The 25,310-nt window shown below is 74.1% G+C and carries 22 protein-coding genes; 4 read left to right on the top strand and 18 right to left on the bottom strand.

What is annotated here, in order from left to right:
• Nucleotides 1-198: 198 nt before the first annotated feature.
• The 9 genes from CLT75_RS03240 to CLT75_RS03195 form a co-directional block, all read right to left on the bottom strand.
• The gene (locus CLT75_RS03240) at nucleotides 199-1,029 is read right to left on the bottom strand and encodes a shikimate dehydrogenase (RefSeq protein WP_135239415.1); all 831 of its coding nucleotides are present in this window, start codon (nucleotides 1,027-1,029) and stop codon (nucleotides 199-201) included.
• A gap of 261 nt (nucleotides 1,030-1,290) precedes the next feature.
• Complete coding sequence (gene mltG / locus CLT75_RS03230; protein ID WP_135239414.1) at nucleotides 1,291-2,496, bottom strand: endolytic transglycosylase MltG; 1,206 nt, start codon at nucleotides 2,494-2,496, stop codon at nucleotides 1,291-1,293.
• Entirely contained in the window at nucleotides 2,493-2,954 is a 462-nt protein-coding gene (ruvX, locus tag CLT75_RS03225) for a Holliday junction resolvase RuvX (protein ID WP_135239413.1), read from the bottom strand. The genes mltG and ruvX overlap by 4 nt, the downstream gene beginning before the upstream one ends.
• Nucleotides 2,955-3,081: 127 nt before the next feature.
• Nucleotides 3,082-5,763, bottom strand: coding sequence for an alanine--tRNA ligase (gene alaS, locus CLT75_RS03220; RefSeq protein ID WP_135239412.1), 2,682 nt, complete (start codon nucleotides 5,761-5,763; stop codon nucleotides 3,082-3,084).
• Nucleotides 5,760-6,065, bottom strand: coding sequence for a hypothetical protein (locus CLT75_RS03215; protein WP_013285491.1), 306 nt, complete (start codon nucleotides 6,063-6,065; stop codon nucleotides 5,760-5,762). Before CLT75_RS03215 ends, alaS begins: the two co-directional genes overlap by 4 nt.
• A gap of 32 nt (nucleotides 6,066-6,097) precedes the next feature.
• Complete coding sequence (locus CLT75_RS03210) at nucleotides 6,098-6,559, bottom strand: DUF948 domain-containing protein (protein WP_043324962.1); 462 nt, start codon at nucleotides 6,557-6,559, stop codon at nucleotides 6,098-6,100.
• A gap of 146 nt (nucleotides 6,560-6,705) precedes the next feature.
• Nucleotides 6,706-7,323, bottom strand: a complete 618-nt coding sequence (locus tag CLT75_RS03205; RefSeq protein ID WP_135243889.1) for a hypothetical protein — start codon at nucleotides 7,321-7,323, stop codon at nucleotides 6,706-6,708.
• Between the two features lie 2,966 nt (nucleotides 7,324-10,289).
• A complete protein-coding gene (locus CLT75_RS03200; RefSeq protein WP_135239411.1) occupies nucleotides 10,290-11,780 on the bottom strand; it encodes a replication-associated recombination protein A in 1,491 nt (496 codons plus the stop codon).
• Nucleotides 11,781-11,855: 75 nt separating this feature from the next.
• Nucleotides 11,856-12,068 carry a hypothetical protein gene (locus CLT75_RS03195; protein WP_018785054.1) on the bottom strand — a complete coding sequence of 71 codons (213 nt, stop codon included), beginning with the start codon at nucleotides 12,066-12,068 and terminating at the stop codon, nucleotides 11,856-11,858.
• 132 nt (nucleotides 12,069-12,200) lie between these two features.
• Between CLT75_RS03195 and CLT75_RS03190 the strand changes: the two genes are divergently transcribed.
• Entirely contained in the window at nucleotides 12,201-12,941 is a 741-nt protein-coding gene (locus CLT75_RS03190) for a GNAT family N-acetyltransferase (protein WP_135239410.1), read from the top strand.
• 95 nt (nucleotides 12,942-13,036) lie between these two features.
• Here the strand turns inward: CLT75_RS03190 and CLT75_RS03185 are convergent, their stop codons facing one another.
• The 4 genes from CLT75_RS03185 to aspS form a co-directional block, all read right to left on the bottom strand.
• A complete protein-coding gene (locus tag CLT75_RS03185) occupies nucleotides 13,037-14,386 on the bottom strand; it encodes an MFS transporter (protein ID WP_135239409.1) in 1,350 nt (449 codons plus the stop codon).
• Nucleotides 14,383-14,997, bottom strand: coding sequence for a winged helix-turn-helix domain-containing protein (locus CLT75_RS03180; protein ID WP_135239408.1), 615 nt, complete (start codon nucleotides 14,995-14,997; stop codon nucleotides 14,383-14,385). Before CLT75_RS03180 ends, CLT75_RS03185 begins: the two co-directional genes overlap by 4 nt.
• 61 nt (nucleotides 14,998-15,058) lie before the next feature.
• A complete protein-coding gene (locus CLT75_RS03175) occupies nucleotides 15,059-15,868 on the bottom strand; it encodes a sugar nucleotide-binding protein (protein WP_135239407.1) in 810 nt (269 codons plus the stop codon).
• Nucleotides 15,869-15,932: 64 nt separating this feature from the next.
• Nucleotides 15,933-17,738, bottom strand: coding sequence for an aspartate--tRNA ligase (gene aspS, locus CLT75_RS03170; protein ID WP_135243888.1), 1,806 nt, complete (start codon nucleotides 17,736-17,738; stop codon nucleotides 15,933-15,935).
• A 149-nt stretch (nucleotides 17,739-17,887) separates the two neighbouring features.
• On the opposite strand from aspS, the gene CLT75_RS03165 reads away from it, so the two are divergent.
• The gene (locus tag CLT75_RS03165) at nucleotides 17,888-18,586 is read left to right on the top strand and encodes a DUF998 domain-containing protein (protein WP_486485048.1); all 699 of its coding nucleotides are present in this window, start codon (nucleotides 17,888-17,890) and stop codon (nucleotides 18,584-18,586) included.
• A gap of 58 nt (nucleotides 18,587-18,644) precedes the next feature.
• Here CLT75_RS03165 and CLT75_RS03160 read toward each other — a convergent pair whose 3' ends face one another.
• Both CLT75_RS03160 and CLT75_RS03155 read right to left on the bottom strand, forming a co-directional pair.
• Nucleotides 18,645-19,694 carry a S1 family peptidase gene (locus CLT75_RS03160; RefSeq protein WP_120570529.1) on the bottom strand — a complete coding sequence of 350 codons (1,050 nt, stop codon included), beginning with the start codon at nucleotides 19,692-19,694 and terminating at the stop codon, nucleotides 18,645-18,647.
• 202 nt (nucleotides 19,695-19,896) lie between these two features.
• Nucleotides 19,897-20,373 carry a winged helix-turn-helix transcriptional regulator gene (locus CLT75_RS03155; RefSeq protein ID WP_135239405.1) on the bottom strand — a complete coding sequence of 159 codons (477 nt, stop codon included), beginning with the start codon at nucleotides 20,371-20,373 and terminating at the stop codon, nucleotides 19,897-19,899.
• 56 nt (nucleotides 20,374-20,429) lie between these two features.
• Here CLT75_RS03155 and CLT75_RS03150 point away from each other — a divergent pair, with 56 nt between their 5' ends.
• Nucleotides 20,430-20,930 (top strand): PaaI family thioesterase, encoded by a 501-nt coding sequence (locus CLT75_RS03150; protein WP_135239404.1) that lies wholly within the window; start codon nucleotides 20,430-20,432, stop codon nucleotides 20,928-20,930.
• 107 nt (nucleotides 20,931-21,037) lie between these two features.
• Here the strand turns inward: CLT75_RS03150 and CLT75_RS03145 are convergent, their stop codons facing one another.
• Genes CLT75_RS03145 through CLT75_RS03135 form a run of 3 tightly spaced genes read right to left on the bottom strand, consistent with a single transcriptional unit; the run spans nucleotide 21,038 to nucleotide 24,142 of the window.
• Nucleotides 21,038-21,976 (bottom strand): acyl-ACP desaturase, encoded by a 939-nt coding sequence (locus tag CLT75_RS03145; RefSeq protein WP_135239403.1) that lies wholly within the window; start codon nucleotides 21,974-21,976, stop codon nucleotides 21,038-21,040.
• Between the two features lie 51 nt (nucleotides 21,977-22,027).
• Nucleotides 22,028-23,368, bottom strand: coding sequence for a histidine--tRNA ligase (hisS, locus tag CLT75_RS03140; RefSeq protein WP_135239402.1), 1,341 nt, complete (start codon nucleotides 23,366-23,368; stop codon nucleotides 22,028-22,030).
• Nucleotides 23,369-23,422: 54 nt separating this feature from the next.
• Nucleotides 23,423-24,142 (bottom strand): MBL fold metallo-hydrolase, encoded by a 720-nt coding sequence (locus CLT75_RS03135; RefSeq protein ID WP_135239401.1) that lies wholly within the window; start codon nucleotides 24,140-24,142, stop codon nucleotides 23,423-23,425.
• A 235-nt stretch (nucleotides 24,143-24,377) separates the two neighbouring features.
• Here CLT75_RS03135 and CLT75_RS03130 point away from each other — a divergent pair, with 235 nt between their 5' ends.
• Nucleotides 24,378-25,247 (top strand): peptidylprolyl isomerase, encoded by an 870-nt coding sequence (locus tag CLT75_RS03130; RefSeq protein ID WP_135239400.1) that lies wholly within the window; start codon nucleotides 24,378-24,380, stop codon nucleotides 25,245-25,247.
• The last annotated feature ends 63 nt before the right edge of the window (nucleotides 25,248-25,310 follow it).

The raw sequence follows: 25,310 nt of genomic DNA, 5'->3' as shown, positions 1-25,310 counted from the left end.
GCGCGCAGGAGCCACCAGGGCCCTCCCCCGTGAACTAGGGCTGATAGTGGGGGGAACGCTACGGTCGGTAAGAGATGACCGTCAATCATGATTTTCCGTCACCGTGGGATGACGTTGGATCGATGCCTCCGACCAGCCGGAACTCTCGAGAGCCGGACGCGGTGATCACGATCCGTGAACTACCGGACCCGGGAAAGCTCAGTGGCGACGGTCGGTCGCCAACGCCGCGCGCATCGCGTCCACCGGAGCCGCGACGCCGGTGAACTGCTCGAACTGGCCGAACGCCTGGGCCAGGAGCAGGTCCAGCCCGGAGACCACCCGGCACCCGGCGGCGAGCGCCGCCGCCGCGAGCGGCGTGGGCCACGGGTCGTAGACGACGTCGAAGAAGACCGACTCGGGCCGCCAGTCGAAGTTGTCGGCGAGGGGGTCGGCGACGCCCTTGGGCACTGTGGAGATCACCACGTCGGCGCGGGCGTGGGCGGGCGCGCCGTCCCACTCGGCACCGGCGAGCGGCACGCCGGCCGCCGCCGCGACCGGACGCAGCTCGTCGACCGCCTCGGGCCGGCGGGCCACCACTGTCACCTCGGCCGCCCCGATCCGGGCCGCCGCTGCGACCGCGGCCCGGGCGGTGCCACCCGCGCCGAGCACGGTGACGACCGCCCCGGCCACGCAGCCGGCGCCGGTGAGCACCTCGACCATGCCGGTGACGTCGGTGTTGTCCGCGTACCAGGTGCCGTCGGGCCGGCGTACCAGCGTGTTGGCGGCGCCGACGGCGGCGGCGACCGGCGAGACCTCGTCGGCCAGCGCGAGCGCCGCCTCCTTGCCCGGCATGGTCACCGACAGCCCGGCCCACTCGGGGCCGAGGCCCGCGACCAGGCCGGGCAGTTCGTCGGCGCCGGCTTCGATCCAGGTGTACGACCAGCCGGTCAGCCCGGCCGCCGCGTACCCGGCGGTGTGGATCACCGGGGAGAGCGAGTGGGCGATCGGCTTGCCGACCACCGCGGCGCGGCGGGGGGTCGAGAACTGCACTGCCTCTCTCCCCCCAGGTCATGAACGGATCAGGGTAGCGTAGCCGCGGACGAGCAGTTGCCGATCCCGGTTCGGCAGATCCGGTAGGAGTAGTTCGACACACCGAACGTCGCGGACTTATCCGTCGAGGTGCAGACGGAATCGCCCTGCCACGACCACGAGGTTCCCCCTGGTGCGCGCACCTGCCAACGCGCGCAGTGCCCGTCCGACAGCGTGTCGCGAGCGAACAGCTCCCAGTTGGAATCGCCCGCGCGGTCGTGCCTAGAGAACGCCGTTCTCCTTGGCCTTCTCGATGTTGCGCTCATGCTCGGCGTTCGTCGTCGCGAAGGCCGAGTGTCCCTGCTTGTCGATGGCGACGAAGAAGAGCCACTTCTCGTTCGGCGGGTTCAGCGCCCCCTCCAGGGCCTGCTTCCCCGGGCTGTTGATGGGAGTCGGGGGCAGACCCGGGCGGGCGTGGGTGCTGTACGGGTTCTTCTCGTCGTACAGCTCCTCTCTGCGCATGTCCTTCGACGCCTTTGTCGGCTTGCCGGTCAGCTCCCAGTAGTAGTTGACCGACACGTCGAACTGCAGACAGCTGCAGGGGAAGTTGCCGCTGTAGACCCGGTTGTAGGCGACGCGGGCGATCTTGCCGAGGTCGTCCTTGTTACCCGCCTCCGCCTGCGAGAGCGACGCCACGATGAGCACCTCGTACGGGCTGATGCCGCCACGGTTCGCCTGCACGTTCTCGGCGAACTTCAGGTTCCCGGTGACGGTGAGGAAGTTGTCCACCATCAGCTTGAGCACCGTCTCGGCGGTGGCCTTCGGCGGGATCTCGTAGGTGTCGGGGAACAGGAAGCCCTCGATCGACGGCTTGACCTTCTTGCCGTCGGAGCGCTTGAACCACCAGTCCGGGACGCCGAGCGCCTCCGGGTCCTTCGCCGCCGCCTCGAAGTCCTTGACCGGGATGTCGGTCTTCTCGGACAGCCGCTTGTAGACCGTCTTGGCGGTGAGGCCCTCGGGAATGGTGATCCCGTTGACGATCTTGTTCTTGAGGTCCAGCAGGGCCACGACCGCCGCGTCACCGCTCATCTGCTTGCGCAGCTTGTACGTGCCGGGCTGGATGTTCTTGCTGCGCGAGTTCTCCTCGGCGGCCTCGATGAACGCCTTGGTGCTCTTCACCACGTCGGCCGCGACGAGCGCGTCGGCCATGTCGGCGATCAGCGCACCCTGCTTGATCTCGACGGTAACCTCGCCGGTGCCGGAGCCGTCGTAGTCGGGTGTGACGAAGTAGTTCTGGACCCGGTCGAAGCCGTAGAACGCGCCGCCGCCGATGCCACCCAGCAGGACCAGCGCGAGAGCGAGTGCGAGAAGGGTCTTGCCCCGGCTGCCGCCGGACTTGCCCTGGCGCCGGCGCACCGCGCCGCGCCGGTGCCGGCCCTTCTCCCCCCTGTCCGGCTCGTCGAACCCCAGATCAAGATCGTCGATCATTGCGTCCGCCTCCGCTGTGCGTCCAGCCAGCTCTGCAGAATCTCCACCGCGGCGGCCTGGTCGACCACCGCTCGTTGGCGCTTTCCCCGGACGCCCCGTTCGGCCAGCCTACGACTCGCGACGACGGTAGACATCCTCTCGTCCGTCAGCGTCACCGGAATCGGCCTCATTACATCAGCCAATCGGCTGGCATATGCTGATACGTTCACCGCCGCGGGACCGTGCTTTCCGGCGAGGTTGACAGGCAGCCCGACCACGATCCCCACCGCCTCGTGCTCGGCGGCGAGCCGGACCAGCTCGGCCATGTCGCCGGGCACCGCGTCCGGTTCGGCGGTCAGATCACGGGCCAGCGTCACCAGGGGCGTGGCGAGGATGCCGTGCGGATCACAGCGGGCCACCCCCACCCGGACCTGGCCGACGTCGACACCCAGCCGGACGCCACGGGACAGCTCGCTCACGAGCGGACACCTCCCCGCCGGTACGGGCCAGGGCGGACCGGGTGGTCCGCCCTGGCGTCGATCGTTGCTCTCATGCCGTGCCGGCTGGGCATGCCCTCACGGCCCTCGCTCCGCTCGGTGCGTTCGCTCATGCCGCGTCGGCGACCGCCCGCTCGACGGTGACCAGCAGGTTCGGCGCCTCCGTCGCGGGCAGGCCGCCGCCCTGGGCCAGGTCGTCGCTGCCGCCGCCCCGGCCGGAGAACGCCGCCTTGACCAGGTCCTTCGCGCTCAGGTTCCGCCCCCGGGCGGCCTGGTTGACGGCCACCACGAGCGACGCCTTGCCGTTGGCCCGGGCGGCCACCGCGACCACCGCCGGGCGGGCCGCGTCGATCCGGCCCCGGATCTCCTGGGCGAGGGTCCGCACGTCGTTCGCCGCCGCGCCCTCCGGCGCCTCGGTGCCGACGTACGCGACGCCGCGCACGTCCTTCGCCTGCGCCGCCAGGGCGCCGGCCCCGCCGAGCACGAGCTGGGCGCGCAGCTTCTCCAGCTCCTTCTCCGCGTCGCGCAGCTGGGTGACGGTCTGCTCCACCCGGTCGGCCACCTGCTCGCCGGGAACCCGGAACAGCTCGGCCAGCCGGGACACCAGCAGGTGCTCGCGGGCCAGGAAGCCGAACGCGTCCATGCCGACGAGCGCCTCGATGCGGCGGACGCCGGAACCCACAGAGGCCTCGGAGAGGATCTTCACCAGGCCGAGCTGGGCGGAGCGGGCCACGTGCGTGCCGCCGCACAGCTCGCGGGCGTAGTCGCCGACCTCGACGACCCGGACCCGCTCGCCGTACTTCTCGCCGAACAGGGCCATCGCCCCGATCCGGCGGGCCTCCTCCTGGCTGGTGACGAACGCGTGCACCTCCAGGTCGGCCAGCAGCACCTCGTTTACCTGCTGCTCGACGTCGTGCAGCACGCTCGGCGCCACACCCGTCGGGGTGTTGAAGTCGAACCGCAGCCGGCCCGGCGCGTTGAGCGAACCCGCCTGGGTCGCCGACTCACCGAGGAAGTTGCGCATCGTCTGGTGCACCAGGTGCGTGGCGGTGTGCGAGCGGGAGATCGCCCGGCGGCGGGACACGTCGATCTCGGCGTACCCGGTCTCCCCGGAACGCACCTCGCCGCGCACCACCTTCGCCCGGTGCACGATCAGGCCGGGCACCGGCTGCTGCACGTCGAAGACCTCGACCTGGCCGCCGCCCACAGTGATGAGCCCCTGGTCGGGCTGCTGGCCGCCACCCTCGGCGTAGAACGGGGTGGTGTCGAGCACCAGCTCGATCGTGTCACCCTCGACCGCCGCGGAGATCGCGGCGCCGCCGGACAGCAGCGCGCGTACCCGCGACTCCCGGCTCAGCTCGGTGTAGCCGGTGAACTCGACCGGACCGCCGCCGTCGAGCACCGACCGGTACGCCGACACGTCGGTGTGCCCGGTCTTGCGCGCCTGCGCGTCGGCCTTGGCCCGGCTGCGCTGGTCGGCCATCAGCCGGCGGAAGCCCTCCGCGTCGACCTGCAGCCCCTGTTCGGCGGCGATCTCCAGGGTCAGGTCGATCGGGAAGCCGTACGTGTCGTGCAGCTGGAACGCCTTGTCACCGGAGAGCGCCGCCTTGCCGGCCGACTTGGTCTCGGCGATGGCGGTGTCCAGGATCGTGGTGCCGGCGCGCAGCGTGGCCAGGAACGCGTCCTCCTCGGCGTACGCGTACTGGGAGATCCGGCCGAAGTCCTCGGCCAGCTCCGGGTACGACGGCGCCATGCAGTCGCGGGCCACCGGCAGCAGCTCCGGCAGCGCCCGGTCCTGGTAGCCGAGCAGCCGCACCGCCCGGATCGCCCGGCGCATGATCCGCCGCAGCACGTAACCCCGGCCCTCGTTCGACGGGGTCACTCCGTCGCCGATCAGCATCAGCGAGGTGCGTACGTGGTCGGCGATGACCCGCAGCCGCACGTCGTCCGGGTGCGACTCGTTGGCCGCGTGACCGGAGTGCACGCCGTAGCGCTTGCCGGTCAACTCGGCGGCCCGGTCCAGGATCGGCTTGACCTCGTCGATCTCGTAGAGGTTGTCCACGCCCTGCAGCAGCGAGGCCATCCGCTCCAGGCCCATGCCGGTGTCGATGTTCTTCGCCGGCAGGTCACCGAGGATCGGGAAGTCCTCCTTGCCGGTGCCCGGACCGCGCTCGAACTGCATGAAGACGAGGTTCCAGAACTCCAGGTAGCGGTCCTCGTCGACCTCCGGGCCGCCCTCGCGGCCGTAGGCCGGGCCGCGGTCGTAGTACAGCTCGGAGCACGGACCGCACGGGCCGGGGATGCCCATCGACCAGAAGTTGTCGGCCTTGCCGCGGCGCACGATCCGCCCGGCCGGCACGCCGGTGGCCCGCCAGATGTCGTACGCCTCGTCGTCGTCCAGGTAGACGGTGGCCCAGATCCGCTCCGGGTCCAGCCCGAAGCCGCCCGCCTCGACCGGCTTGGTGGCCAGGTCCCAGGCGAGCGGGATCGCTCCGGACTTGAAGTAGTCACCGAAGGAGAAGTTGCCGTTCATCTGGAAGAACGTGCCGTGCCGGCTGGTCTTGCCGACCTCGTCGATGTCCGGCGTCCGGATGCACTTCTGCACGCTCGTCGCCCGCGCGTACGGCGGGGTCTGCTGGCCCAGGAAGTAGGGCACGAACTGCACCATGCCCGCGTTGATGAACAGCAGGTTCGGGTCGCTGATGGCGGGCAGCGGAGCGGACGGCACCACGGTGTGCCCGTTCGCCTCGAAGTGGGCGAGGAACCGCCGCTTGATCTCCGCCGTCTTCATCGCTGGTGGTCCTCCGGGAAAATCTCTCGGTCGCCGATGCGCGGGTCCTCCCGCAGCTCGGCGAACTGGTCGTCGTACACCTCGCCGCGGGCGAAGGCCTCGTGGATCTCCTGCTCACGCTCGGCCATGCCGACCCGGACGTCGTCCACGAACGCCCGGAGCGACTCGACCAGACCGCCGGCGGACTCGGACAGCCCGCTGGCGATGCCGGCCGGGGTGTACGCCTGCGCGGTCCGGGTGGCCTTGCGCACCACCAGGACGCCCACGGCCAGCCCGATGCCCAGCCAGAACAACCGCCTCATGTTCTCATCCTTCCCGCGTACGCCGGCCGGGGTCAGCGGTTGCCGCGCTTGGCGGCGCGACGCTGCTGCTTGATGGTGTCGCGCACCTCGCGCTCGGTCTCGGCGTGCCGGCGGGCGGAGGCGGCCCGGCGCACGCCGTACCCGAACGCGGCCACCTTGACCAGCGGGTTCGCGGCGGCGGCGGAGACCACGGTGGCCAGGTTCGCCACGTTCGCGGTGACGTTCTGCGCGTGGCTGGTCATGGTGTCCACCTTGGCGAGCTGCAGGTTCACCCCGTCCAGCGAGGTCTGCACCTGCTCCAGCGCCACGTTGACGTTCTTCACCGTGGTGTTCACGTCACCGAGCAGCGGCGCGGTGCGGTCGTTGAGCTCGTTGATCATGCGGGTCGTCGCGTCCACGGTGTGCCGCAGCCGCAGGATCGGCACCGCCAGCACGAGCACCAGCATCAGGAACGCGCCGGCCAGAACCAGCCAAGCGACCTCGCTACCGTTCACGCGCACGTCCTCCTCAAGCAGTGTCCCGGAACCCGACGCCCCGGAACGCGCGACCGTACCTACCCACTTCGCGCCACGCCGACCCGGTCACCGGGCACGGACGGGCGTGCCAGCCCCAGACCCTACCGTCCGTGATGGAAGTCGGCTCACGACGGTGAGGGGGTCACCTCGCCCAGCGGGTCGTCGGTCAGCGTCGGGTAAGGATCCTCACCGGTGAGTGACGGATCGGTGGTCGGTGTCGGTCCGGTGCGCTCGTCGTCGATCGCGTTGCGCACCTTCACCGACACCAACGAGCCGGTGCACGCCGCCGCTGCGGGCTCGGCGGGCGTGGACGGCGCGGGCGCCCCGTCGATCGGCGGGGGCGTGCAGGTGCGGTCGCGTACCCACAGGTCGAGCGTCAGTTCGTCCCGGCGCCAGCAGGTGTAGCTACCCGGGACCTTCTCGTCCGGGCAACGGTCGACCTTCCAGCGCCGCCACCCGTCCCCGGCCAGCGCCTTCTCGTAGACCGCGACGGTCTCCTTCCACCCCTGCTCCGACTCGACGGACCGTTCCCGCAGGCGGCAGTCCTGCAGGCACCAGCGGCTGCCGCTGACGTTGTCCACCGTGTTGCTCTGTGCCCAGGCGGGCACCGAGAGCTCGTCGAGGGTGTCGAAGACCGGGTCGCGGCTGAGCGTCCGCATCCCGAAGTAGAGCGGCACCGCACCCAGCAGCACGAGGCTGACCAGGGCGAGGATGCCCAGCCGCAGCCGGCTGCGCTCGCGCATCTGCCGGCGCAGCTCGGACCGCGCGCCACGAAGGCCACCGGCCTCCGCGCCGCTGTCGGCCGGTCCGGGACCGCCGGGCCGTGGCCCCGCCGGCTCCCCCGGGGGTACGACCACAGCCGCCCGGGCCGCCGCCGGTGTCGCCGGGCCGCCCGGTCCGGGCCGGTCCGTTTCCGGTCCGGGTGGTGTCGCCCGCCCGGCGGGCCGCTCGTCCGGCGCGACCGGGCGGGCCACACCCGCCGCCGCGCGGGCGGTCACCGGGGCGCCGGGCGGCACCGGGGCGTCGCCCGCCGGCCCTCGGGCGCCGGGGGCCACCGGTCGGGGCCCGGCACCGGGCCGGGACATGTCGTCGGGGCGGGCCACCCCACGGCCGTCGCCACCGGGTCCGGCCGGGCCGGCCGGGCCGCCACCGGGGCGAGCGCCGCCCACCGGAATCCCGCCCGTGCGCTCCACGTCGCCGCGCGGACCGGGTCCGGCCGGTGCACCACCGGGACGGCCACCAGCCGGGATGTCGCCCGTGCGATCGGCGTCGCCACGCGGGCCAGGTCCGGCCGGACCGGCGGGAGCACCACCGGGACGGCCACCGCCGGCCGGAATCCCGCCCGTGCGATCGAGGTCGCCGCGCGGGCCAGGCTCGACCGGGCCGGCCGGGGCGCCACCGGGACGCCCACCGGCCGGAGTTCCGCCCGTGCGGTCGAGGTCACCGCGCGGACCGGGCCCGACCGGGGCGCCACCGGGAACGGCGGCGACACCGGGACGGGCAGCGCCGCGCGCCGGGCCGGGCCGGGCAGGCGGCGGGTCGGACGGCGCAGGCCGGGCCGGGGGCATGCCCGGGCCGGGCTGGTCGGGGCGGACCGCGGGTTCGGCGCGCGCCGGCACATCGGGGCCGGGCTGCCCCTGTCGCCGGGACGGCGTACCCGGCTCGGGACGCACCGGCGGCACGGCGACGCCGGCACGGCCGGCGGGGCCGCCGGAACGGCCGGGCGGCTCCTCGGCGGGTGGGCCGGCCGGACGGCGGGTGACCGGCATGGCGGGGTCGGTGTGCGGGGAACGACCGGCCTGCCGCAGCCAGTCGGCGGGCCGTTCGGGCCGTTGCGGCCGCTGCTCACCGGCATCGTCACGGGCGGCCCGTCGGCCGGGCGTCTCGGCGGTGACACCCGGGCCACCGGGCTCGTCGGGCGCGGCCCGCCGGGCGCCGGGCACCTCGGGTGCGGCCCGCCGGCCGCCGGCCGCATCGGGTGCGCCGCTCCGGCCGCCGGCCGTGTCGGGTGCGGCGCCGCGGCCGGCGGGTGCGCCGCGACGGCCGGTGGGCGGGGTCGGGCCGGTCGCCGGGCTGCCGGACACGGGCGCGCCCGGCACGTCCGGTGCGTTGCCGCTGCGCGGCACGACCGGGGAGCGATCCGGGGCGGCCCGCCGGCCGGGCGTGGCTGCGGGTTCGGCGCCGGGTGCGGGCAGGTGGTGACCGCCGGTGGGCTCGTCGTGCCGGGCACGTCGGCCGGCACCGGAGACGGGCCGGGTGCCGGGCGGAACGCCGTCGGCACGCGCCCGACGGCCCGCGCCGGAGACCGGCTGCACACCGGGCGGAACGTCATCGGCACGCGCCCGGCGGCCCGCGCCGGTGACCGGCTGGGTACCGGGTGGCATGTCGTCGGGTCGCGCCCGGCGCGCTCCACCGGGGACCTGCGGGACGGCGCCGGTGTCCTCGGCGCGGGCTCGGCGGGCAGCACCGGAGACCGGCTGGATGCCGGCGGTGTCGTCGGGCCGGGCCCGTCGTCCGGCGGGCGGCGGGGTCGTCGGGTCGGCCGGGTGCGGGCCCTCGGGCCCGGCGCCGTGCCGGCCTCGGGGGGCGGGCGGTACGCGGGTGTCGCCGTCAGTGGACGGCCGGCCCGCGTCGGCGGGTACGCGGCCGGGCGACGGCGCGCCGGATGGCGGGCGAGTGCCGGTGACCAGTGGCTGCTGACCGGTGGGTCCGTCCGGGCGGCGGCGGTACGGCGCATCCGGCGGACGCGGCGCCTCGGGCACACCGGGCCACGGACCGTCGACCGGGCGGCGCGGGGCGGCGGCTTCGGGGCCGCCGGGCCAGGGACCGTCGGCGGCCCGGCGCGGGGCACCCGGCTCGGGGCCGTCGGGGCGCACCGGCGGCGCGGCGGGACCGGGCGCGTCCGGGCGGCGCATGACCGGGGGACGCGGACCGGGACGGCCGCCGGGCGGCGTCTCCGGGCCGGGACGGCCGGCAGGCGCGTCCTCGACCGGCGGGCGGGCTCCCGGCGGCATCGCCGCCGCCGGACGCCCGGCGGCCGGGGGCGTGTCCATGCCGGGCCGGGCGGCAGGTGCGACGATGTCCGCACCGGACCGTCGCGGCGGAGGCGTCCCCACGCCCGGACGGCCGGGGGCCGGAGGGAGGTCGCTACCGGGTCCGCCGGTACGGCCCGCGGCCGGGGGCGCCGCCGGTCCGGCACGGCCGGTCACGGGCGGCATCGTCGGGTCGGTGCGGCCGCCCGGAGCGGGCCCGTTCGGGTGAGGCCGGCCGGGAGCCTGCGGCGCGGCGGCTGGTGGCGGCACGGGGCGGCCGGAAGCCTGCGGCGGACCGGACCGGCCTGCGGGCGGCGGCGCAACCGGTTGACCGGCCGAGGGCGGCTGCGGGCCCGGTGCCGTGGGCGGCGAAGCCGGTCGGCCGGCGGGCGGCATGCCGGGGGCGGACCCCGGCGCGGGGGCCGGACGGCGCGGTTCGGCGGCCGGCCAGGACGGGTCGGCGCCGGGGTGCGGCGCCGGGACGTCACCGTCCGGCCCGAGTTCACCGCCCTGGTGCTTGGCGGTGCGCAGGTCGTCGATCCAGCCGAGTTCCTCGCCGACGACAGTCGGGTCCAGCTCGGGCTCGGCCCGGCCGCGTCCCCACCGGCGGCCCTTGCCCCGCGGGTCGCGCCGCTCGTCGGGGCCGTCCGCCGGCCGCTCCGGACCACGCGCCATCACTACTGACCCCCCTCGGCGGCGTCGCTGCCGCCCTCACTCGCCCCGCTGGCCTGCTCGCCGCCCCCCACCCGGGCCCCGTTCGCGGCGGCCGGGGCGCCGGCCTCCGCCCGGGTCGCCGGAGCCGGCAGCCCGCGTACGATCCGGCGCAGCAGCGGCAGCCGGGTGGCCACCGCCCGCTCCGCGCCGTGCCCGCTGGGCTGGTAGTAGTCGGTGCCGACGAGGTCGTCCGGAGCGTACTGCTGGGTGACCACCCCCCGGTGGTCGTCGTGCGGGTAGCGGTAGCCGGTGCCGTGGCCGAGGCCCCGCGCGCCGGAGTAGTGGGCGTCGCGCAGCCCGCGCGGCACCGGACCGCCGCGACCCGCGCGTACGTCGGCGACGGCGGCGCCGATCGCTGTGGTGGCCGAGTTCGACTTCGGCGCGGTGGCCAGGTGGATGACCGCCTGGGCCAGGTTGAGCTGCGCCTCGGGCAGGCCCACGTACTCGACCGCGTGGGCGGCCGCGGTGGCCACGGTCAGCGCTGTGGGATCGGCCATGCCGACGTCCTCACTGGCGAAGATCACCAGCCGGCGGGCGATGAACCGGGCGTCCTCCCCGGCCACCACCATCCGGGCCAGCCAGTGCAGTGCCGCGTCCACGTCCGAGCCGCGCATGCTCTTGATGAACGCGCTCGTCACGTCGTAGTGGGCGTCGCCGTCGCGGTCGTATCGCACCGCCGCCACGTCGACCGCCTGTTCGGCCACTGCGAGGTCGATCCGGCCGGTGCCGAGCGCGGTCGCGGTGGCAGCGGCCGCCTCCAGCGCGGTGAGCGCCTTGCGCACGTCGCCCCCGGCGAGCCGGACCAGGTGGTCCTCCGCCTCCTCGGCCAGGACCAGCGCGCCGCCGAGTCCGCGCTCGTCGGCCACCGCGCGGCGCAGCAGGCCGCGGACGTCGTCGTCGTCGAGGGCCTGGAGGGTGAGCAGCACGCAGCGCGACAGCAAGGGCGAGATAACCGAGAAGTACGGGTTCTCCGTGGTCGCCGCCAGCAGCGTGACGGTACGGTCCTCGACCGCGGCGAGAAGCGAGTCCTGCTGGGTCTTGCTGAACCGGTGCACCTCGTCGATGAACAGCACCGTCGGCGGCCCGCCGGACCGGCGTTGCCGGCGGGCGGTGTCGATCACGGCGCGGACGTCCTTCACGCCCGCGGTCAGCGCTGACATCGCGACGAACCGCCGGTCGGTGGCCCTGGCCACGAGGTGGGCGATGGTGGTCTTGCCGCTGCCCGGCGGACCCCAGAGGATCACCGACATCGGCGCCGCGCCCTCGACCAGCTGACGCAGCGGCGCTCCCGGCGCGAGCAGGTGTTCCTGCCCGACCAGCTCGTCGATGCCCGCCGGCCGCATCCGCACCGGCAGGGGCGAGTCCGCCCGGGCGTCGGTGAAGCCGTCGGCGCCGCCCGCGCCCGCGGGTGCGCCGGCCGGCTCGCCGAGGCTGAAGAGGGCGTCCGATTCCATCACGAAGACAGTACCGGGCCGGGCCGACGACGCCGGAATCGCGCCGCCGCCCCGGCCCGGGGTGGTCTTTTCCGGTCAGCCGCGACCCGGCCGCCGGCCCCGGTACCACCGGCCGCCACCGCCGCCGCGCGGGCCGGAGCCGACGCCGGCCAGGTAGAGCGAGAGCAGCAGGAAGCCGATGAGCATGAGCGTCGAGGTGCTGAACAGATCGGGGGCGCCGAGGTCGGTGTTCATGAAGTCGAGCAGCAGCGCGAAACCGAACACGATGGCCGCGAGAATGGCGAGCATGTCGTTCCTCCGGTGGGGGTTCCCAGCAGGTCGGCGACGGATGTACCCAATCGGTCTGTTCGTCAATCTCCACCGTGGAACAGGAGATGCCTCGGCCCTCGGTACCAGCAGGGATGCTCGTACGCTGGCGGAATGATCACGGTCGACGAGTCGCTGACCGGACGGGAGGGGCTGCTCGCCGCGGCCCGCCGTCACCCGTTCGCCCGGCACGCGCTGCGGCGCGACGAGGCCGTACGCGGATGGCGGCACGACGGCGCGGTCGGATGGCTGCTCCCGCCGGGCGAGTGGTCGGCCGGCGGCGCGGTCGGCGCACCCGGCCCGGCACTCGACGTCTTCGCCGCCCACCGGGCGGACGGGACGCTGCGGGCCGGTCAGTCGATCAACCTGTCCCACGCCGATCCGGACGAGGTGGCCGCGCGGCTGCCGGTGGCCCGGCTGACCGAGTGGGACTTCCTCTGGACCACCGCGCCGCCGCCGCACCAGCCGGAGCAGGAGCGGGTGGTACGCCTCACCGAGGCCGACCACCCCGCCCTGGCCGCGCTGATCGAGGAGGCGTTCCCGGCCACCACGTCGCGGCCGGGCGAGCCGGGCATCGTCGACTGGTACGGCGTCCGCGACGGTGGCCGCCTGCTCGCCTGCGGCGCCGATCGCAGCCGCGGCGACATCGGCTTCCTGGCCGGACTGACAGTCGCACCGGGGCATCGCGGCCGAGGGCTGGGGGCGGCGCTGACCGCCGGGATGACATGCGCCCTGTTCGGCAGGTACGACGCGGTGGCGCTGGGCGTCTACCCGGACAACGTGGGCGCGATCCGGCTGTACCGCCGGCTCGGCTTCACCGCCGCCGAACGCCGCACCTCCGTCAAGCTCGCCTGACACTCCCCGCCCCCGACCGCGCGAGATCTTGGTACGAAACGGCCCTCATAGGGGCCCTCTCGTACCAAGATCTCGTCCATCTTCGGGCGCGGAGGTCAGTCGCGGCCGGCGGGAGCGGGGGCGGCTACCGCGGGGGCGGGGTCGAGGGGCGGGCCGGCGTGGCCGGGGCCGCCCACCGTCGACTCCGGTTCCACGGTGACGTCCTGCGGGGTACGGCGGGCGGCGCGCCAGGCCGGCAGGTAGAGCGGCGCGGCCACGGCGAGCACCACCGCGCCGACGATCATGGCGGTGCTGACGCTCGTGGCGTCGGCCAGCGCGGTCAGCGTCACCGCGCCGAGCGCGCCGGCCGGCTGGGCGGCCATCGAGTTGAGCGAGAGCACGCTGGTCCGGTACGGGCCGTCGACCTGCCGGTGCAGTAGTCCCATGTGCAGCGGGTTGGACGCGCCGTGCACGGCGTAGCAGGCCAGGTACGCGATGAGCACGCCGACCGGGCCGGCCAGCAGGCCCATGCCGACCACCGTCACGCCCTGCAGGATGCGCATCAGCGCGGCGGCCGGGGCGGCGCCGAGGCGGCGCAGCAGGAACGGGGTGAGCGCCGCGCCGGCGGCGTTGGCGAGCCAGGCCGCCGTGCCGGCGGGGCCGAGCAGCGCCGCCGCGCGGTCCGGGTCACCGAGCACGTCGGCGAGGCGTACCGGGAGCAGCGACTCGAAGGTGACCATGCCGAAGCCCCAGAACAGTTCGACGGCGACCAGGGCCGCGAGCACCCGGTTGCGGCGCAGCAGCCCGACGGCCTGCCCGACCATGCGGGGCGCGTCGGCCACCGAGGCGCGCAGCGCGGCCGGGCCGGACGCGGGCCGCCGCTCCGCCATCAGCGCCAGCAGCGCCACGATGGAGACGGCCTGGAGCACGGCGGCGACGATCACCGGCAGGGCCAGAGCGCTGACCGGGCCGACCGGGCCGAGCGCGACCAGGCCGCCGCTGAGCAGCGCGCCCGCGCCGATCGCGACACCGATCACGGTGCCGGCCCAGCCGAGGCCGCGCTCGTACTCGGCCTTCGGGTCGACGGCGAGCGTGGCGTCGACGTACCAGGATTCCATCGGGCCGCTGTCGAGCGCCCGGTAGACGCCCTGCAACGCCCAGACCAGGAAGAACATCCAGAACGAGTCGGCCACCGCCATCAGCGCCAGCGAGCCCAGGCCGAGCACCCAGGCGACGACCAGCACCGGTTTGCGGCCGAGCGCGTCGGCGAAGCCGCCGGTGGGCAGTTCCAGCGCCAGCACGACGAGGCCCTGCGCGGTGGCGACCAGGCCGATCTGCGACAGCGTGAGGCCGCGTTCCTGCATCAGCAGGATCATCACCGGCATGAGCAGGCCGCTGGGCAGCCAGCGCAGGCCGTACAGCGTGAGGTAGCGGAGCCGGATCTGGCGTACGGACAGCGTGGTCACGGCTTCTCCTCGGTGGACGGCGGGGTGGGCCGCGGGAACGCCGCGTCCATCGGGAGGGCGGCGAGGTAGAGCTGGACCGTCTCGGCGTCGGGGTCGTCGGGGTCGGTCTCGTCGCGGTGCCGCTCGAAGAGCGCGAAGACCTCCTCCTTGATCGCTTCGAGGCGGGAGACCGGGATGCGCATGAAGAAGTCGCCCATGCCGAACGCGTCGCGCCAGGCCGGTCCCCACTGGTGCCGCTGGGCGAACCAGCGTTCGGCGTGCCCGGCGAAGAAGCGGACGTAGTCGGCCTCCAGCCACTCGATGGCGGCCCGCGAGTCGGGGTCGTCGTCGAAGTCGCTCGACTCCCAGTTGGTGACGTCGTGCGCGGCCCGCCAGTAGCGCTGCCGGCCGGTGCCGAGGTTGGGGTCCTCGACCACGAGGCCGACCTCGGCGAGCTGGCGCAGGTGGTAGCTGGTCGCGCCGCTGTTGGTGCCGAGCATCTCGGCCAGGGCGGTGGCGGTGGACGGGCCCACCACGCGCAGTGCCCCGATCAGCCGCATGCGCAGCGGCTGGGCCAGCGCGCGAACCTGGCGGTGGTCGATGCGTACGGCGCGCTCCTTCTTCTCCTCCATGAGATGCACAATATCTGTGCACACTTTCCATGCACAAGAGCCTTGCAAAGAATCTGTGCAACTAGCCGTACAGCTCGGAGATCCCGCGCAGCCGTGTCCGCAGCAGCCCCGCGGCACGGGTGGAGTCCAGCACCACCTCGCCCGGTCGGTGCAGTCCGGCGGCGGCGATCGTGGTCGTCCGCAGCCCGCCCGCGTCCACCCCGTCGTGCCGGGCCACCAGCAGCCCCATCTCGGCGCGGCTCACCGCATCCGGCCCGGCCACGTTGAGCAGCCCGGCGTAGTCGCCCGGCACCAGCTCCAGCACCGCGGCGGCGAGGTCGGCCACGTGCACCGGGCAGCGCAGCTCGTCGGTGAACAGCGTGGCCCGGCCGGCCAGCGCGTCCCGGCAGAGCTGGATCTGCTTGCTGCCCTCCCCCACGATCAGCGATGTCCGCACCAGCACCGCGCCCGGGTCCACCGCCCGCACGGCCGTCTCCGCCGCCGCCTTCGCCGCCCCGTACGGGTGCAGCGGCGTGGGCACGTCCTCCTCCGCGTACGGCGTCGGCCGCCCGGCGTGCAGCGCGTCGCTGGACAGGTGCACCAGCCGGGCACCCACCTCGGCGGCGGCGACCGCGATGTGGGCCGCCCCGTCCGCCGTGACCGCCCAGTCGTCGTACCGGTAGGGGGTGGCGACGACCGCGTCGGGGCGTACCCGGGTCAGCAGCTCGCGCACGGCGGCGCGGTCGGTCACGTCGAGCCGGTGCGGCGCGACGCCGGGCACCGCGACGGCGGCGGAGTGGTACGTGCCGGCCACCCGGTGCCCGGCGGCGACCGCCTGCCGGCACACCTCGGCGCCGAGGAAGCCGCTGGCTCCCACCACGAGCAGACGCATCAGTCCCCCTGAAGATCGAAAAGGCCCGCGTCATCATGACGCGGGCCTTTCGACGAGGCGAGGATCAGGTGGGGTCGGCCACCGGGGCGGCCGGACCGGCGGTGCCGGCGTGCGGGCCGGTCGGCGCCTTCGGCTTGGCGTCGATGCCCGCCTCGGCGCGCTGCTGCCCGGTGATCGGGGTGGGCGCGCCGGTGAGCGGGTCGAAGCCGCCCCGGGTCTTCGGGAACGCGATGACCTCGCGGATCGAGTCCGCGCCGGCCAGCAGCATGCAGACCCGGTCCCAGCCGAACGCGATGCCGCCGTGCGGCGGGGCGCCGTACTTGAACGCCTCCAGCAGGAAGCCGAACTTGTCCTGCGCCTCGTCGGCGGTGATGCCGAGCAGGTCGAACACCCGCTGCTGCACGTCGCCACGGTGGATACGGATCGAGCCGCCGCCGATCTCGTTGCCGTTGCAGACGATGTCGTACGCGTACGCCAGCGCCCGGTCCGGTGCCTCCTCGAACCGGTCCACCCACTCGGCGTTCGGCGAGGTGAACGGGTGGTGCACGGCGGTCCAGCCGCCCTCGTCAGTGCGCTCGAACATCGGCGCGTCGACCACCCAGCAGAACGCCCAGGCGCTCTCGTCGATCAGGTTCGCCCGCTTGGCGATCTCGATCCGGGCCGCGCCGAGCAGCTCCTGCGCCTCGCGGGTGTTGGTGCTCGCGGCGAAGAAGACCGCGTCGCCGGGCTTCGCGCCGACCGCGTCGGCCAGGCCGGACAGGTGCGCCTCGGACAGGTTCTTCGCCACCGGGCCGCGCGCCTCGCCGGTCTCGGCGTCCAGCACCACGTACGCCAGGCCGCGCGCGCCGCGCGCCTTGGCCCAGTCCTGCCAGCCGTCCAGCTCCTTGCGGGTCTGCGACGCGCCGCCGGGCATGACCACCGCGCCGACGTAGCCGCCCGCGTCGATCGCGCCGGCGAACACCCGGAACTCGGTGCCGCGCAGGTAGTCGGTCAGCTCGGTCAGCTCCACGCCGTAGCGCAGGTCCGGCTTGTCGGAGCCGTAGCGGGACATGGCGTCGTGCCAGGTGATGCGCGGGATCGGCCGGGCGATCTCGTAGCCGGCGAGGTCCTTCCACAGCGCCGAGACGATCGCCTCGCCGAGGTCGATCACGTCGTCCTCGGTGACGAACGACATCTCGATGTCGAGCTGGGTGAACTCCGGCTGCCGGTCGGCGCGGAAGTCCTCGTCGCGGTAGCAGCGGGCGATCTGGTAGTACCGCTCCATGCCACCGACCATCAGCAGCTGCTTGAACAGCTGCGGCGACTGCGGCAGCGCGTACCAGCTGCCCGGCTGCAGCCGCACCGGCACCAGGAAGTCGCGGGCGCCCTCCGGGGTGGAGCGGGTCAGCGTCGGCGTCTCGATCTCCAGGAAGTCCCGCTCGTGCAGCACGCCGCGGGCGATCTGGTTGGCCCGCGAGCGCAGCCGCATGGCCTTGGCCGGGCCGCCCCGGCGCAGGTCCAGGTAGCGGTACTTGAGCCGGATGTCGTCGCCGGCCTCGATCTGGTCGTCCACCGGCAGCGGCAGCGGCGCGGCCTCGGAGAGCACCTCCAGCTCGGACGCGGTCACCTCGACCTCGCCGGTGGGCAGGTCCGGGTTCTCGTTGCCCTCCGGGCGGCGGGTCACCTCGCCGGTGACCTTGACGCAGAACTCGTTTCGCAGCGCGTGCGCGTCCTCCTCGCGGAAGACCACCTGCACGACGCCGGAGGCGTCGCGCAGGTCGACGAAGATGACACCGCCGTGGTCGCGCCGGCGGGCCACCCACCCGGCGAGCGTCACCGTCGAGCCGGCGTCCGCGGCGCGCAGGCTTCCGGCATTGTGGGTACGGATCACGGCTGGCGTCTCCTCAATCTGGTCCACTCACTGCTCCCCCGCATTCTGTCAGGGCGGGCGGGCCCGCTCCCGGGCACCCGTCGAGCCGGTCCGCCTCGGCGGTGGCGAAAGCGCCGTGCGGGCCGGGTCCGGCGGTCTACCGTGGCCGGGTGCGTGCCGTACCGAGCTGGGCCGTGGTCACCGCGACCGCCGCGCCCGCGCTGCTGGTGGCGGGCTGGACCGTGGCGGGCGCCCGCCAGGGGCCGGGGTACGACCCGGTGCGGGACACGATCAGCGAGCTGGCCGGCGAGGGCGCCACCGATCCGTGGCTGATGGGCGGCGCGCTGGTGCTGCTCGGCTGCTGCTACTGCGCCACCGCCGCCGCGCTGCACGCCGCCGGGCTGCCGAGCCGCTTCCTGCTGGCGGTCGGCGGGGTGTCCACCGTCGCGCTCATCGCGTTCCCCCGGCCGCAGGTGGGTGGCTCGCCGGCGCACGGCGTGGTGGCCACCGTGGCGGTGCTCGCGCTGGCGCTCTGGCCGGCCGGGTCGGCGCTGCGGCTGCCCCGGAGGGTGCCGCGCGAGGTGGCCGCCTCCCCGGCGGGCCGGCCGCCGTGGGCGTTCCGCCGACCGGTGGCGCTGGCCGTGACGGCCGTCCTGCTGGCGTTGTTCGGCTGGTCGGTGGCGGAGGTGACGGGCGGCTCCCGGACCGGGCTGGCCGAGCGGGTGGCGGCCCTCGCGGTGACGCTCTGGCCGCTGGCGGCGGTGCTGTCCGCACGGCGGGCCCACCGGCACTGGACGGCCCGGCCGTCGGACCCGCCCCGCCCGGACGGCCCGCCGGTCGGTCCGGGCCGCCTCGGGGCAGGCGCCTGAGACGGGTACGCGGAACGGGCCGCCGGTCGCCCGGCGGCCCGTTCGTGGAGTACGCGGATCAGAAGACGCTCACGCCGTAGCGGCTGAGGGCCTCGGTGACCGGCTGGAAGTAGGTGGTGCCACCGGTGCGGCAGTTGCCGCTACCACCGGAGGTGAGGCCGAGCGCGACGGTGCCGGCGAACAGCGAGCCGCCGCTGTCGCCCGGCTCGGCGCAGACGTTGGTGCGGATGAGGCCGGAGACGCTGCCCTCGGCGTAGTTCACGGTCGCGTTGAGCGCGCTGACGCTGCCGCTGCGCAGGCCGGTGGTGCTGCCGGAACGACGGACGGACTGGCCGACGTACGCGTTGCCGGCCGAGGTGATGTCCTGGAAGCTGCCGTTGTAGAGCGACACGTTGCCGGCCGCGTTGGCCGAGTTGTTGTGCCGGACGATGCCGTAGTCGTTACCCGGGAAGCTGGTGCCGGTCCGGGTGCCGAGCAGGCTGGTCTGCGCGGAGTTGCTGTACCAGCTCGACGAGATGTTGGTGCAGTGGCCCGCGGTGAGGAAGTAGTAGGTCGAGCCGCTGCGGACGTTGAACCCGAGCGAGCAACGGCCACCGCCGCCGGCGTAGATCGCCTGACCGCCGGAGATCCGGGTGCTCAGCACGCCGGCCTCGGCCTCGATGCGGATCGCGCCGTTGTGCCGGGCGGCGGCGGCCTTGACCCGCTCCAGCTTGGCGCCGGTGACGGTGCTGTCGACGGAGACGACGACCTGGTTCGTGGCCGGGTCGGTCCACCAGGCGGTGCCGGGGATCTTCGCGGAGCGCTCCAGCTCGCTGGTGGCGGCGTTGAGCTTGTCCGCGCCGCGCGCCACGATCTTCGGGATGGCGCCGGCGTCGCGCACCTGGCGGGCGGTCGCGGTGTCGGTCACCGTGACGACCATCTTGCCGCTGGCGTCGGCGTACGTGCCGGCCGCGCGGGCGCCGAGCTTCTCGACGAGGGTGGCGGCGGCGTCCGGCGAGAGGGCCGTGGGGGCGGCCTGCGCGGGTGCGCCGAGCAGCGAGCCGGTGACCAGGGTGCCGGCGACGGCTACTGCGGCGGCGCGGCGGAGCGTGGACCTCGTGGGTCGCATGTAACAACCTCCGAATGGGGGTGAACGGGCGCTGTCATGGGGGCGCGCCCGAGGACAACCCGGGCGACCTGGGGAAACCGCCCGGGTGCCCAAAGTATTCACACATTTAAGATCGTAAGCAAGACATGGCTTTGCCCGGATTCGCACCAGCGACCGATGTAACGCCGGAGCAACAACATCGACATCATCTGTCAGAGCCGGTTCAGGGGTTGCGGCGACGGGCCCCCGGGCCCGGGCGTGGCAGCACGTCGCGCGCCTCGGTGATCTCGTGCCCCTCGGCGCAGCGCAACGCGACCCGGACCCCGGCGCCGCAGTCGCGGTGCGCGACGCTCAGCGGCGAGCCCTCCGGGTCGGCCAGGTAGCGGTCGCCCCAGCCGAGCACCGCGACGAGCACCGGCCAGAGGTCCAGGCCCATCTCGGTGAGCCGGTACTCGTGGCGCGGCCGGCTGCCCGGCTCGCGGTACGGCTCCCGGCGCAGCACACCGCGCTCGACGAGCATGGCGAGCCGGTTGGTCAGCACCTGACGCGGAATGCCGGTCCGCACCCGCATGTCGTCGAACCGGCGTACGCCGTTGAAGACCTCGCGCAGCACGACGAGGGTCCACCGCTCGCCGAGGACCTCCATGGCGCGCGCGATGGTGCAGTTCTCCACCGACCAGTCCAGTGCCGCGGGTCTCATGCCGACCAGGCTAGGTCTGATTGACAGACTCAGCAACGCGCTGCGAGGCTGAGTCCATGACGCAGACGCAGGAGCGCACCCGCACGTTCACCTGGTCCGACCCGGCGGCCGGCGCCGCGCACCTGGGCCGGCGCAGCGGCCTTGAGCTGATGCGGGCGATGATCGCCGGCGAGCTGGACGCGCCGCCGATCATGCACCTCGTCGACATGTCCCGGATGGAGGCCGAGGAGGGTCGCGTCGCGGTCGAGCTGCTGCCGCAGGAGTTCCACTACAACCCGCTCGGCACCGTGCACGGCGGCGTCATCTCCACGCTGCTGGACACCGCCGCGGCGTGCGCCGTGCACACCACGCTGCCGGCCGGCGTCGGCTACACGTCGCTGGACCTCAACGTGAAGTTCCTGCGCCCGGTAACCGTCGACACCGGCACACTGCGGTGTGAGGGCACGGTGCTCCAGCGAGGCCGCCGTACCGCCCTGGCCGAGGCCCGCCTGACAGACCCGGCCAACCGCCTGGTAGCCCACGCCACCTCAACCTGCCTGATCTTCCCCCTCCCCTGACCGCCCGCTTGTTCGCGGCGATCTTGCGGTTGCGGCCCCCGCAGCGCCGGTTTCGCGGCATTCGCGGGGGCCGTAAGTGCAAGATCGCGCGGGAGACGGGGCGGGGGTCAGGCCTGGGTGGCGGCGACGCGGGCGGCTCGGGCGGCTCGGCGATCCTCGAAGCGGGACGCCTGGGTCTCCAGGGTGTCCAGGTGGGCGGCGATCTGGTCGCGGGCGGCCTCGCCGTCGGCGTTCAGGCCGGTCACGTCGAACAGGTTCCACTGGCGCAGCACCGGCATCACCACCTCGTCACGGTGCTGGCGCAGGTCGTAGATCCCGGCCAGCGCGATCGCCACCGACTTGCGGGCGAAGCCGTCGATGCCGACACCCGGCATCTGGAAGTTGGCGAGCACGTCCGCGACGGCACGCATCGCCTGCGACGGCGCCAGCTCGAACGCCGCGCCGAGCAGGTTGCGGTAGAAGACCATGTGCAGGTTCTCGTCCGCGGCCACCCGCGCCAGCAGCGCCTCGCACGTCGGGTCGTCGGTGGCCCGGCCGGTGTTGCGGTGCGAGATGCGGGTCGCCAGCTCCTGGAACGACACGTACGCCAGCGAGTGCAGCATCTCCTGGTCGTGGACGTTCTGGTAGCCGGCCGACATGTGCACCATGCGGGCCCGCTCCAGCGCCACCGGGTCCACCGCCCGGGTCACCGTGAGGTAGTCGCGGATCGCCGTGCCGTGCCGCCCCTCCTCGGCGGTCCACCGGTGCACCCAGGTGCCCCACGCGCCGTCGCGCCCGAACAGGGTGGCGATCTCGTGGTGGTACGAGGGCAGGTTGTCCTCGGTGAGCAGGTTGACGATCAGCGCGGTCCGCGCCACCTCGGGCAGCGTCGAGTCCTCCGGCGACCAGGCCTCGCCGCCCAGCGGGCCGTCGAAGGTGCGGCCCTCGCTCCACGGCACGTACTCGTGCGGGAACCACTCCTTGGCCAGCGACAGGTGGCGGTCGAGGTTCTTCTCGACCACCGGCTCGAGTTCGGTGAGCAGAGCGGTCTGGCTGAGCACGGTCACGACGTTCTCCCTACGGTGGCGTAACTTACGCCACCGTAGGTCGAAACGCCGTCAGACGCCAGTGCCGGCCGGGCCGACCAGCGGCTTCAGGTCCGCCCGGGGCGGCGTCCACTCGCCCGCCGCGGCCGGCACCTGCTCGCCGGAACGGATGTCCTTGACCTCGTCGCCGTCCGCGCCGGGGAACCAGACGTACGGGATGCCGCGCCGCTCGGCGTACCGGATCTGCTTGCCGAACTTGGCCGCCGACGGGGACACCTCGGTCGGCACACCGCGCGAGCGCAGCGCCGCCGCGACCGCGTCGCTGGCCGCCCGGTCCTCCTCGGCGGTGACCGCCACGAGCACGCAGGTCGGCACCGAACGGGACACCGACAGCGCCTCGGCGCCGAACAGCAGGCCGAGCAGCCGGGTCACCCCGATCGAGATGCCCACGCCGGGGAACCGGACGTTGCCCGAGCTGGCCAGGTTGTCGTACCGGCCGCCGGAGCAGATCGAGCCGAACCGCTCGTAGCCGATCATCTGCGTCTCGTAGACCGTACCCGTGTAGTAGTCCAGGCCCCGCGCGATGCGCAGGTCCGCCACGCAGAGGCCGGGCGCGTGCGCGGCGGCGGTCTCCACCACGGCGGTCAGCTCCGCGACGCCCTCGTCCAGCAGCGGGTCGCTCACCCCGAGGCCGCGCACCGCGTCGGCGAAGGACGCGTCCGGCGCGGAGATCTCGGCCAGCGACAGCACGGCCTTGGCCTGCGCCTCGCTCGCCCCGGCGGTGCTCGCCAGCAGCTCCGTCACCCCGGCCGGGCCGATCTTGTCGAGCTTGTCGACGGCGCGCAGCGCCGCCTCCGCGTCGGTCAGCCCGATGCCCCGGTAGAAGCCCTCGCAGATCTTGCGGTTGTTGACCTGGATGCGCACCGGCGGGATCGGCAGCGACCGCAGCGCGTCGCCGATGACCAGCGGCATCTCCGCCTCGTAGTGGGCCGGCAGCGTGTCCCGGTCGACGATGTCGATGTCGGCCTGGAGGAACTCGCGGTAGCGGCCCTCCTGCGGGCGCTCACCCCGCCACACCTTCTGGATCTGGTAGCGGCGGAACGGGAACTGCAGCTTGCCAGCGTTCTCCAGCACGTAGCGGGCGAACGGCACGGTCAGGTCGAAGTGCAGGCCGAGCGCGTCGTCACCGGCCGGCCCGTCGGCGTCGGCCTGCAACCGGCGCAGCAGGTAGACCTCCTTGGAGGTCTCCCCCTTGCGCAGGAGCTGGTCCAGCGGCTCGACCGAGCGGGTCTCCAGCGGCGCGAAACCGTACAGCTCGAACGTGGCGCGGATCCGGTCGAGCACGAACTGCTCGATCATCCGCTGCGCCGGCGTCCACTCGGGGAAGCCGGAGATGGGCGTGGGCTTGCTCATGGCGTACTCCTCGATCCCGCGCGGGGCGCGGGCGAACGTCGTGGGTCGCGGCGGTCAGAGGCCGCGGGTGGGCGCGGCCGGGCGCGCGCCGCCGGTGCCCGCCACCTCGACGAGGTACGGGTTCGTCGCGCGCTCGCGGCCGATCGTCGTGGCGGGGCCGTGGCCGGGCAGGACGACTGTGTCGTCGGCCAGCGGGAGCACCTTGTCCCGCAGGCTGGTCAGCATCCGGGGCATGCTGCCGCCCGGCAGGTCGGTACGGCCGATCGAGCCGGCGAACAGCACGTCACCGGAGAGGCAGATCTGCTCCGCCTCCCAGGGCGAGCCGGCGCCGGGCAACCGGAACAGCACCGACCCGCCGGTATGGCCGGGGGCGTGGTCGACGGTGACCTCCAACCCGGCCAGCGACAGCGTCGCGCCGTCGGTCAGCTCGGCCACGTCGTCCGGCTCGGCGTACGGCAGCCGGCCGCCGAACAGCTGGGTCAGGTCCATCGACAGCGCCTTGCTCGGGTCGGCCAGCAGCTCCCGGTCGTCCGGGTGGACGTAGGCGGGGATGCCCCGCGCGCCGCAGACCGGGGCGACGGAGAACGTGTGGTCGAGGTGGCCGTGGGTGAGCAGCACGGCGGCCGGGTGCAGGCGGTGCTCGGCGAGCACGGCGTCGAGCCGGTCGAGCACCCCGATGCCGGGGTCGACCACCACGCACTGCTCCCCCGGCCCGGTCGCCACCACGTAGCAGTTGGTGCCGAAGGCGTCCGCGGGAAAGCCGGCCACGAGCACGTCGCTCCCCTTTCCGTCCGGTCGTCGTCACCCTGCAGCCTAGTCGCAGCGGCCAGCGGGTTCCGTCCGCCACCGGCCCGTCCGCCCCGCCCGGTCTGAGACGGCGGTACCTCGTACACCACATTCACAGTCGCTACCCGTACACTCTGGCGGGCGTGTGGCGTGGCGCACCCCGATCGGAACGGCGGACGGCGCCCGGCGCCGGCGGCGATCAGGCAGAGGAAGGGGAGCGCGCGTGGCTTCCAGCAGGGACCGGCAGCGCAAACTGGCGCGCGCCAAGCTCGACCGGCAGCTCGCCCGGCGGGCGGCGACCGCGAAGCGGCGCCGGCAGATCCGGGCCGGCGTGGGCGCCGCGGTGGTGCTCGTGCTGATCGTGGCCGGCTCCGCCTGGGCGCTCGGCGCGTTCGACTCCGAGCCGGAGAAGAAGGCCGCCGACGACGTCTGCCTCTGGACCGCGCAGGACGGCGCCGTCAACACCAACCTCAAGGACGTCGGCGAGCCGCCCACCACCGGCCTGCCCACCTCCGGCACCCGCCCGATGACGATCACCACCAACCAGGGTGGGCCGATCACCGTCGAGCTGGACCAGACCGACGCGCCGTGCGGCGCGGCGAGCCTGAGCTACCTGGCCGGCCGGTCGTTCTTCGACAACACCACCTGCCACGAGATCACCGCCGAGGGCGCGCTGCGCTGCGGTGACCCGACCGGCACCGGCCTCGGCGGCCCGACCTACTCGTTCTTCGACGAGAACGTCCCGGCCGCGGCGGAGCCGAGCCCGTCGGCCTCCCCGGCGCCCGGGCAGCCGGCGACGTACCCGAAGGGCACGGTCGCCATGATCGGCAACCCGCCCGGCAGCAACGGCAGCCAGTTCCTGATCTTCTTCAAGGACGCCAGCCCGGCCAAGCCGGCCTACTCGGTGGTCGGCAAGGTCACCGGCGGGCTCGACGTGGTGGAGAAGATCGGCGCCATGCCGACGGTGGACAATGGCAACGGCGCCAAGGTCAAGCCGAAGACGCAGGTGCTGGTCCAGAGCGTCACCGTCGGCGAGCCCGGTGCGGCGCCGGCCGGCAGTCCCGCGCCGTCGCCCAGCGCCAGCGCGGGCTGAGAACACAGGCGAGCAGGCCGCGGGCCGTCGGCTGACCCGGCGGCGCGCGCGCCGAACCCATAC

The sequence above is a fragment of the Micromonospora sp. CNZ285 genome (assembly GCF_004637285.1).
Note: the sequence above shows the minus strand (reverse complement) of the source record. Positions and strands in the feature narration are given on the sequence as shown.

Bases quoted from the DNA above. Each gene is read 5' to 3' on its own strand.
- CLT75_RS03160 (WP_120570529.1), bottom strand. From the start codon at position 19,694: ATGCGACCCACGAGGTCCACGCTCCGCCGCGCCGCCGCAGTAGCCGTC.
- CLT75_RS03195 (WP_018785054.1), bottom strand. From the start codon at position 12,068: ATGCTCGCCATTCTCGCGGCCATCGTGTTCGGTTTCGCGCTGCTGCTC.
- CLT75_RS03150 (WP_135239404.1), top strand. From the start codon at position 20,430: ATGACGCAGACGCAGGAGCGCACCCGCACGTTCACCTGGTCCGACCCG.
- hisS (WP_135239402.1), bottom strand. From the start codon at position 23,368: ATGAGCAAGCCCACGCCCATCTCCGGCTTCCCCGAGTGGACGCCGGCG.
- alaS (WP_135239412.1), bottom strand. From the start codon at position 5,763: ATGAAGACGGCGGAGATCAAGCGGCGGTTCCTCGCCCACTTCGAGGCG.
- CLT75_RS03215 (WP_013285491.1), bottom strand. From the start codon at position 6,065: ATGAGGCGGTTGTTCTGGCTGGGCATCGGGCTGGCCGTGGGCGTCCTG.
- CLT75_RS03155 (WP_135239405.1), bottom strand. From the start codon at position 20,373: ATGAGACCCGCGGCACTGGACTGGTCGGTGGAGAACTGCACCATCGCG.
- CLT75_RS03190 (WP_135239410.1), top strand. From the start codon at position 12,201: ATGATCACGGTCGACGAGTCGCTGACCGGACGGGAGGGGCTGCTCGCC.
- CLT75_RS03180 (WP_135239408.1), bottom strand. From the start codon at position 14,997: ATGGAGGAGAAGAAGGAGCGCGCCGTACGCATCGACCACCGCCAGGTT.
- CLT75_RS03200 (WP_135239411.1), bottom strand. From the start codon at position 11,780: ATGGAATCGGACGCCCTCTTCAGCCTCGGCGAGCCGGCCGGCGCACCC.
- CLT75_RS03175 (WP_135239407.1), bottom strand. From the start codon at position 15,868: ATGCGTCTGCTCGTGGTGGGAGCCAGCGGCTTCCTCGGCGCCGAGGTG.
- CLT75_RS03205 (WP_135243889.1), bottom strand. From the start codon at position 7,323: ATGCGCGAGCGCAGCCGGCTGCGGCTGGGCATCCTCGCCCTGGTCAGC.
- mltG (WP_135239414.1), bottom strand. From the start codon at position 2,496: ATGATCGACGATCTTGATCTGGGGTTCGACGAGCCGGACAGGGGGGAG.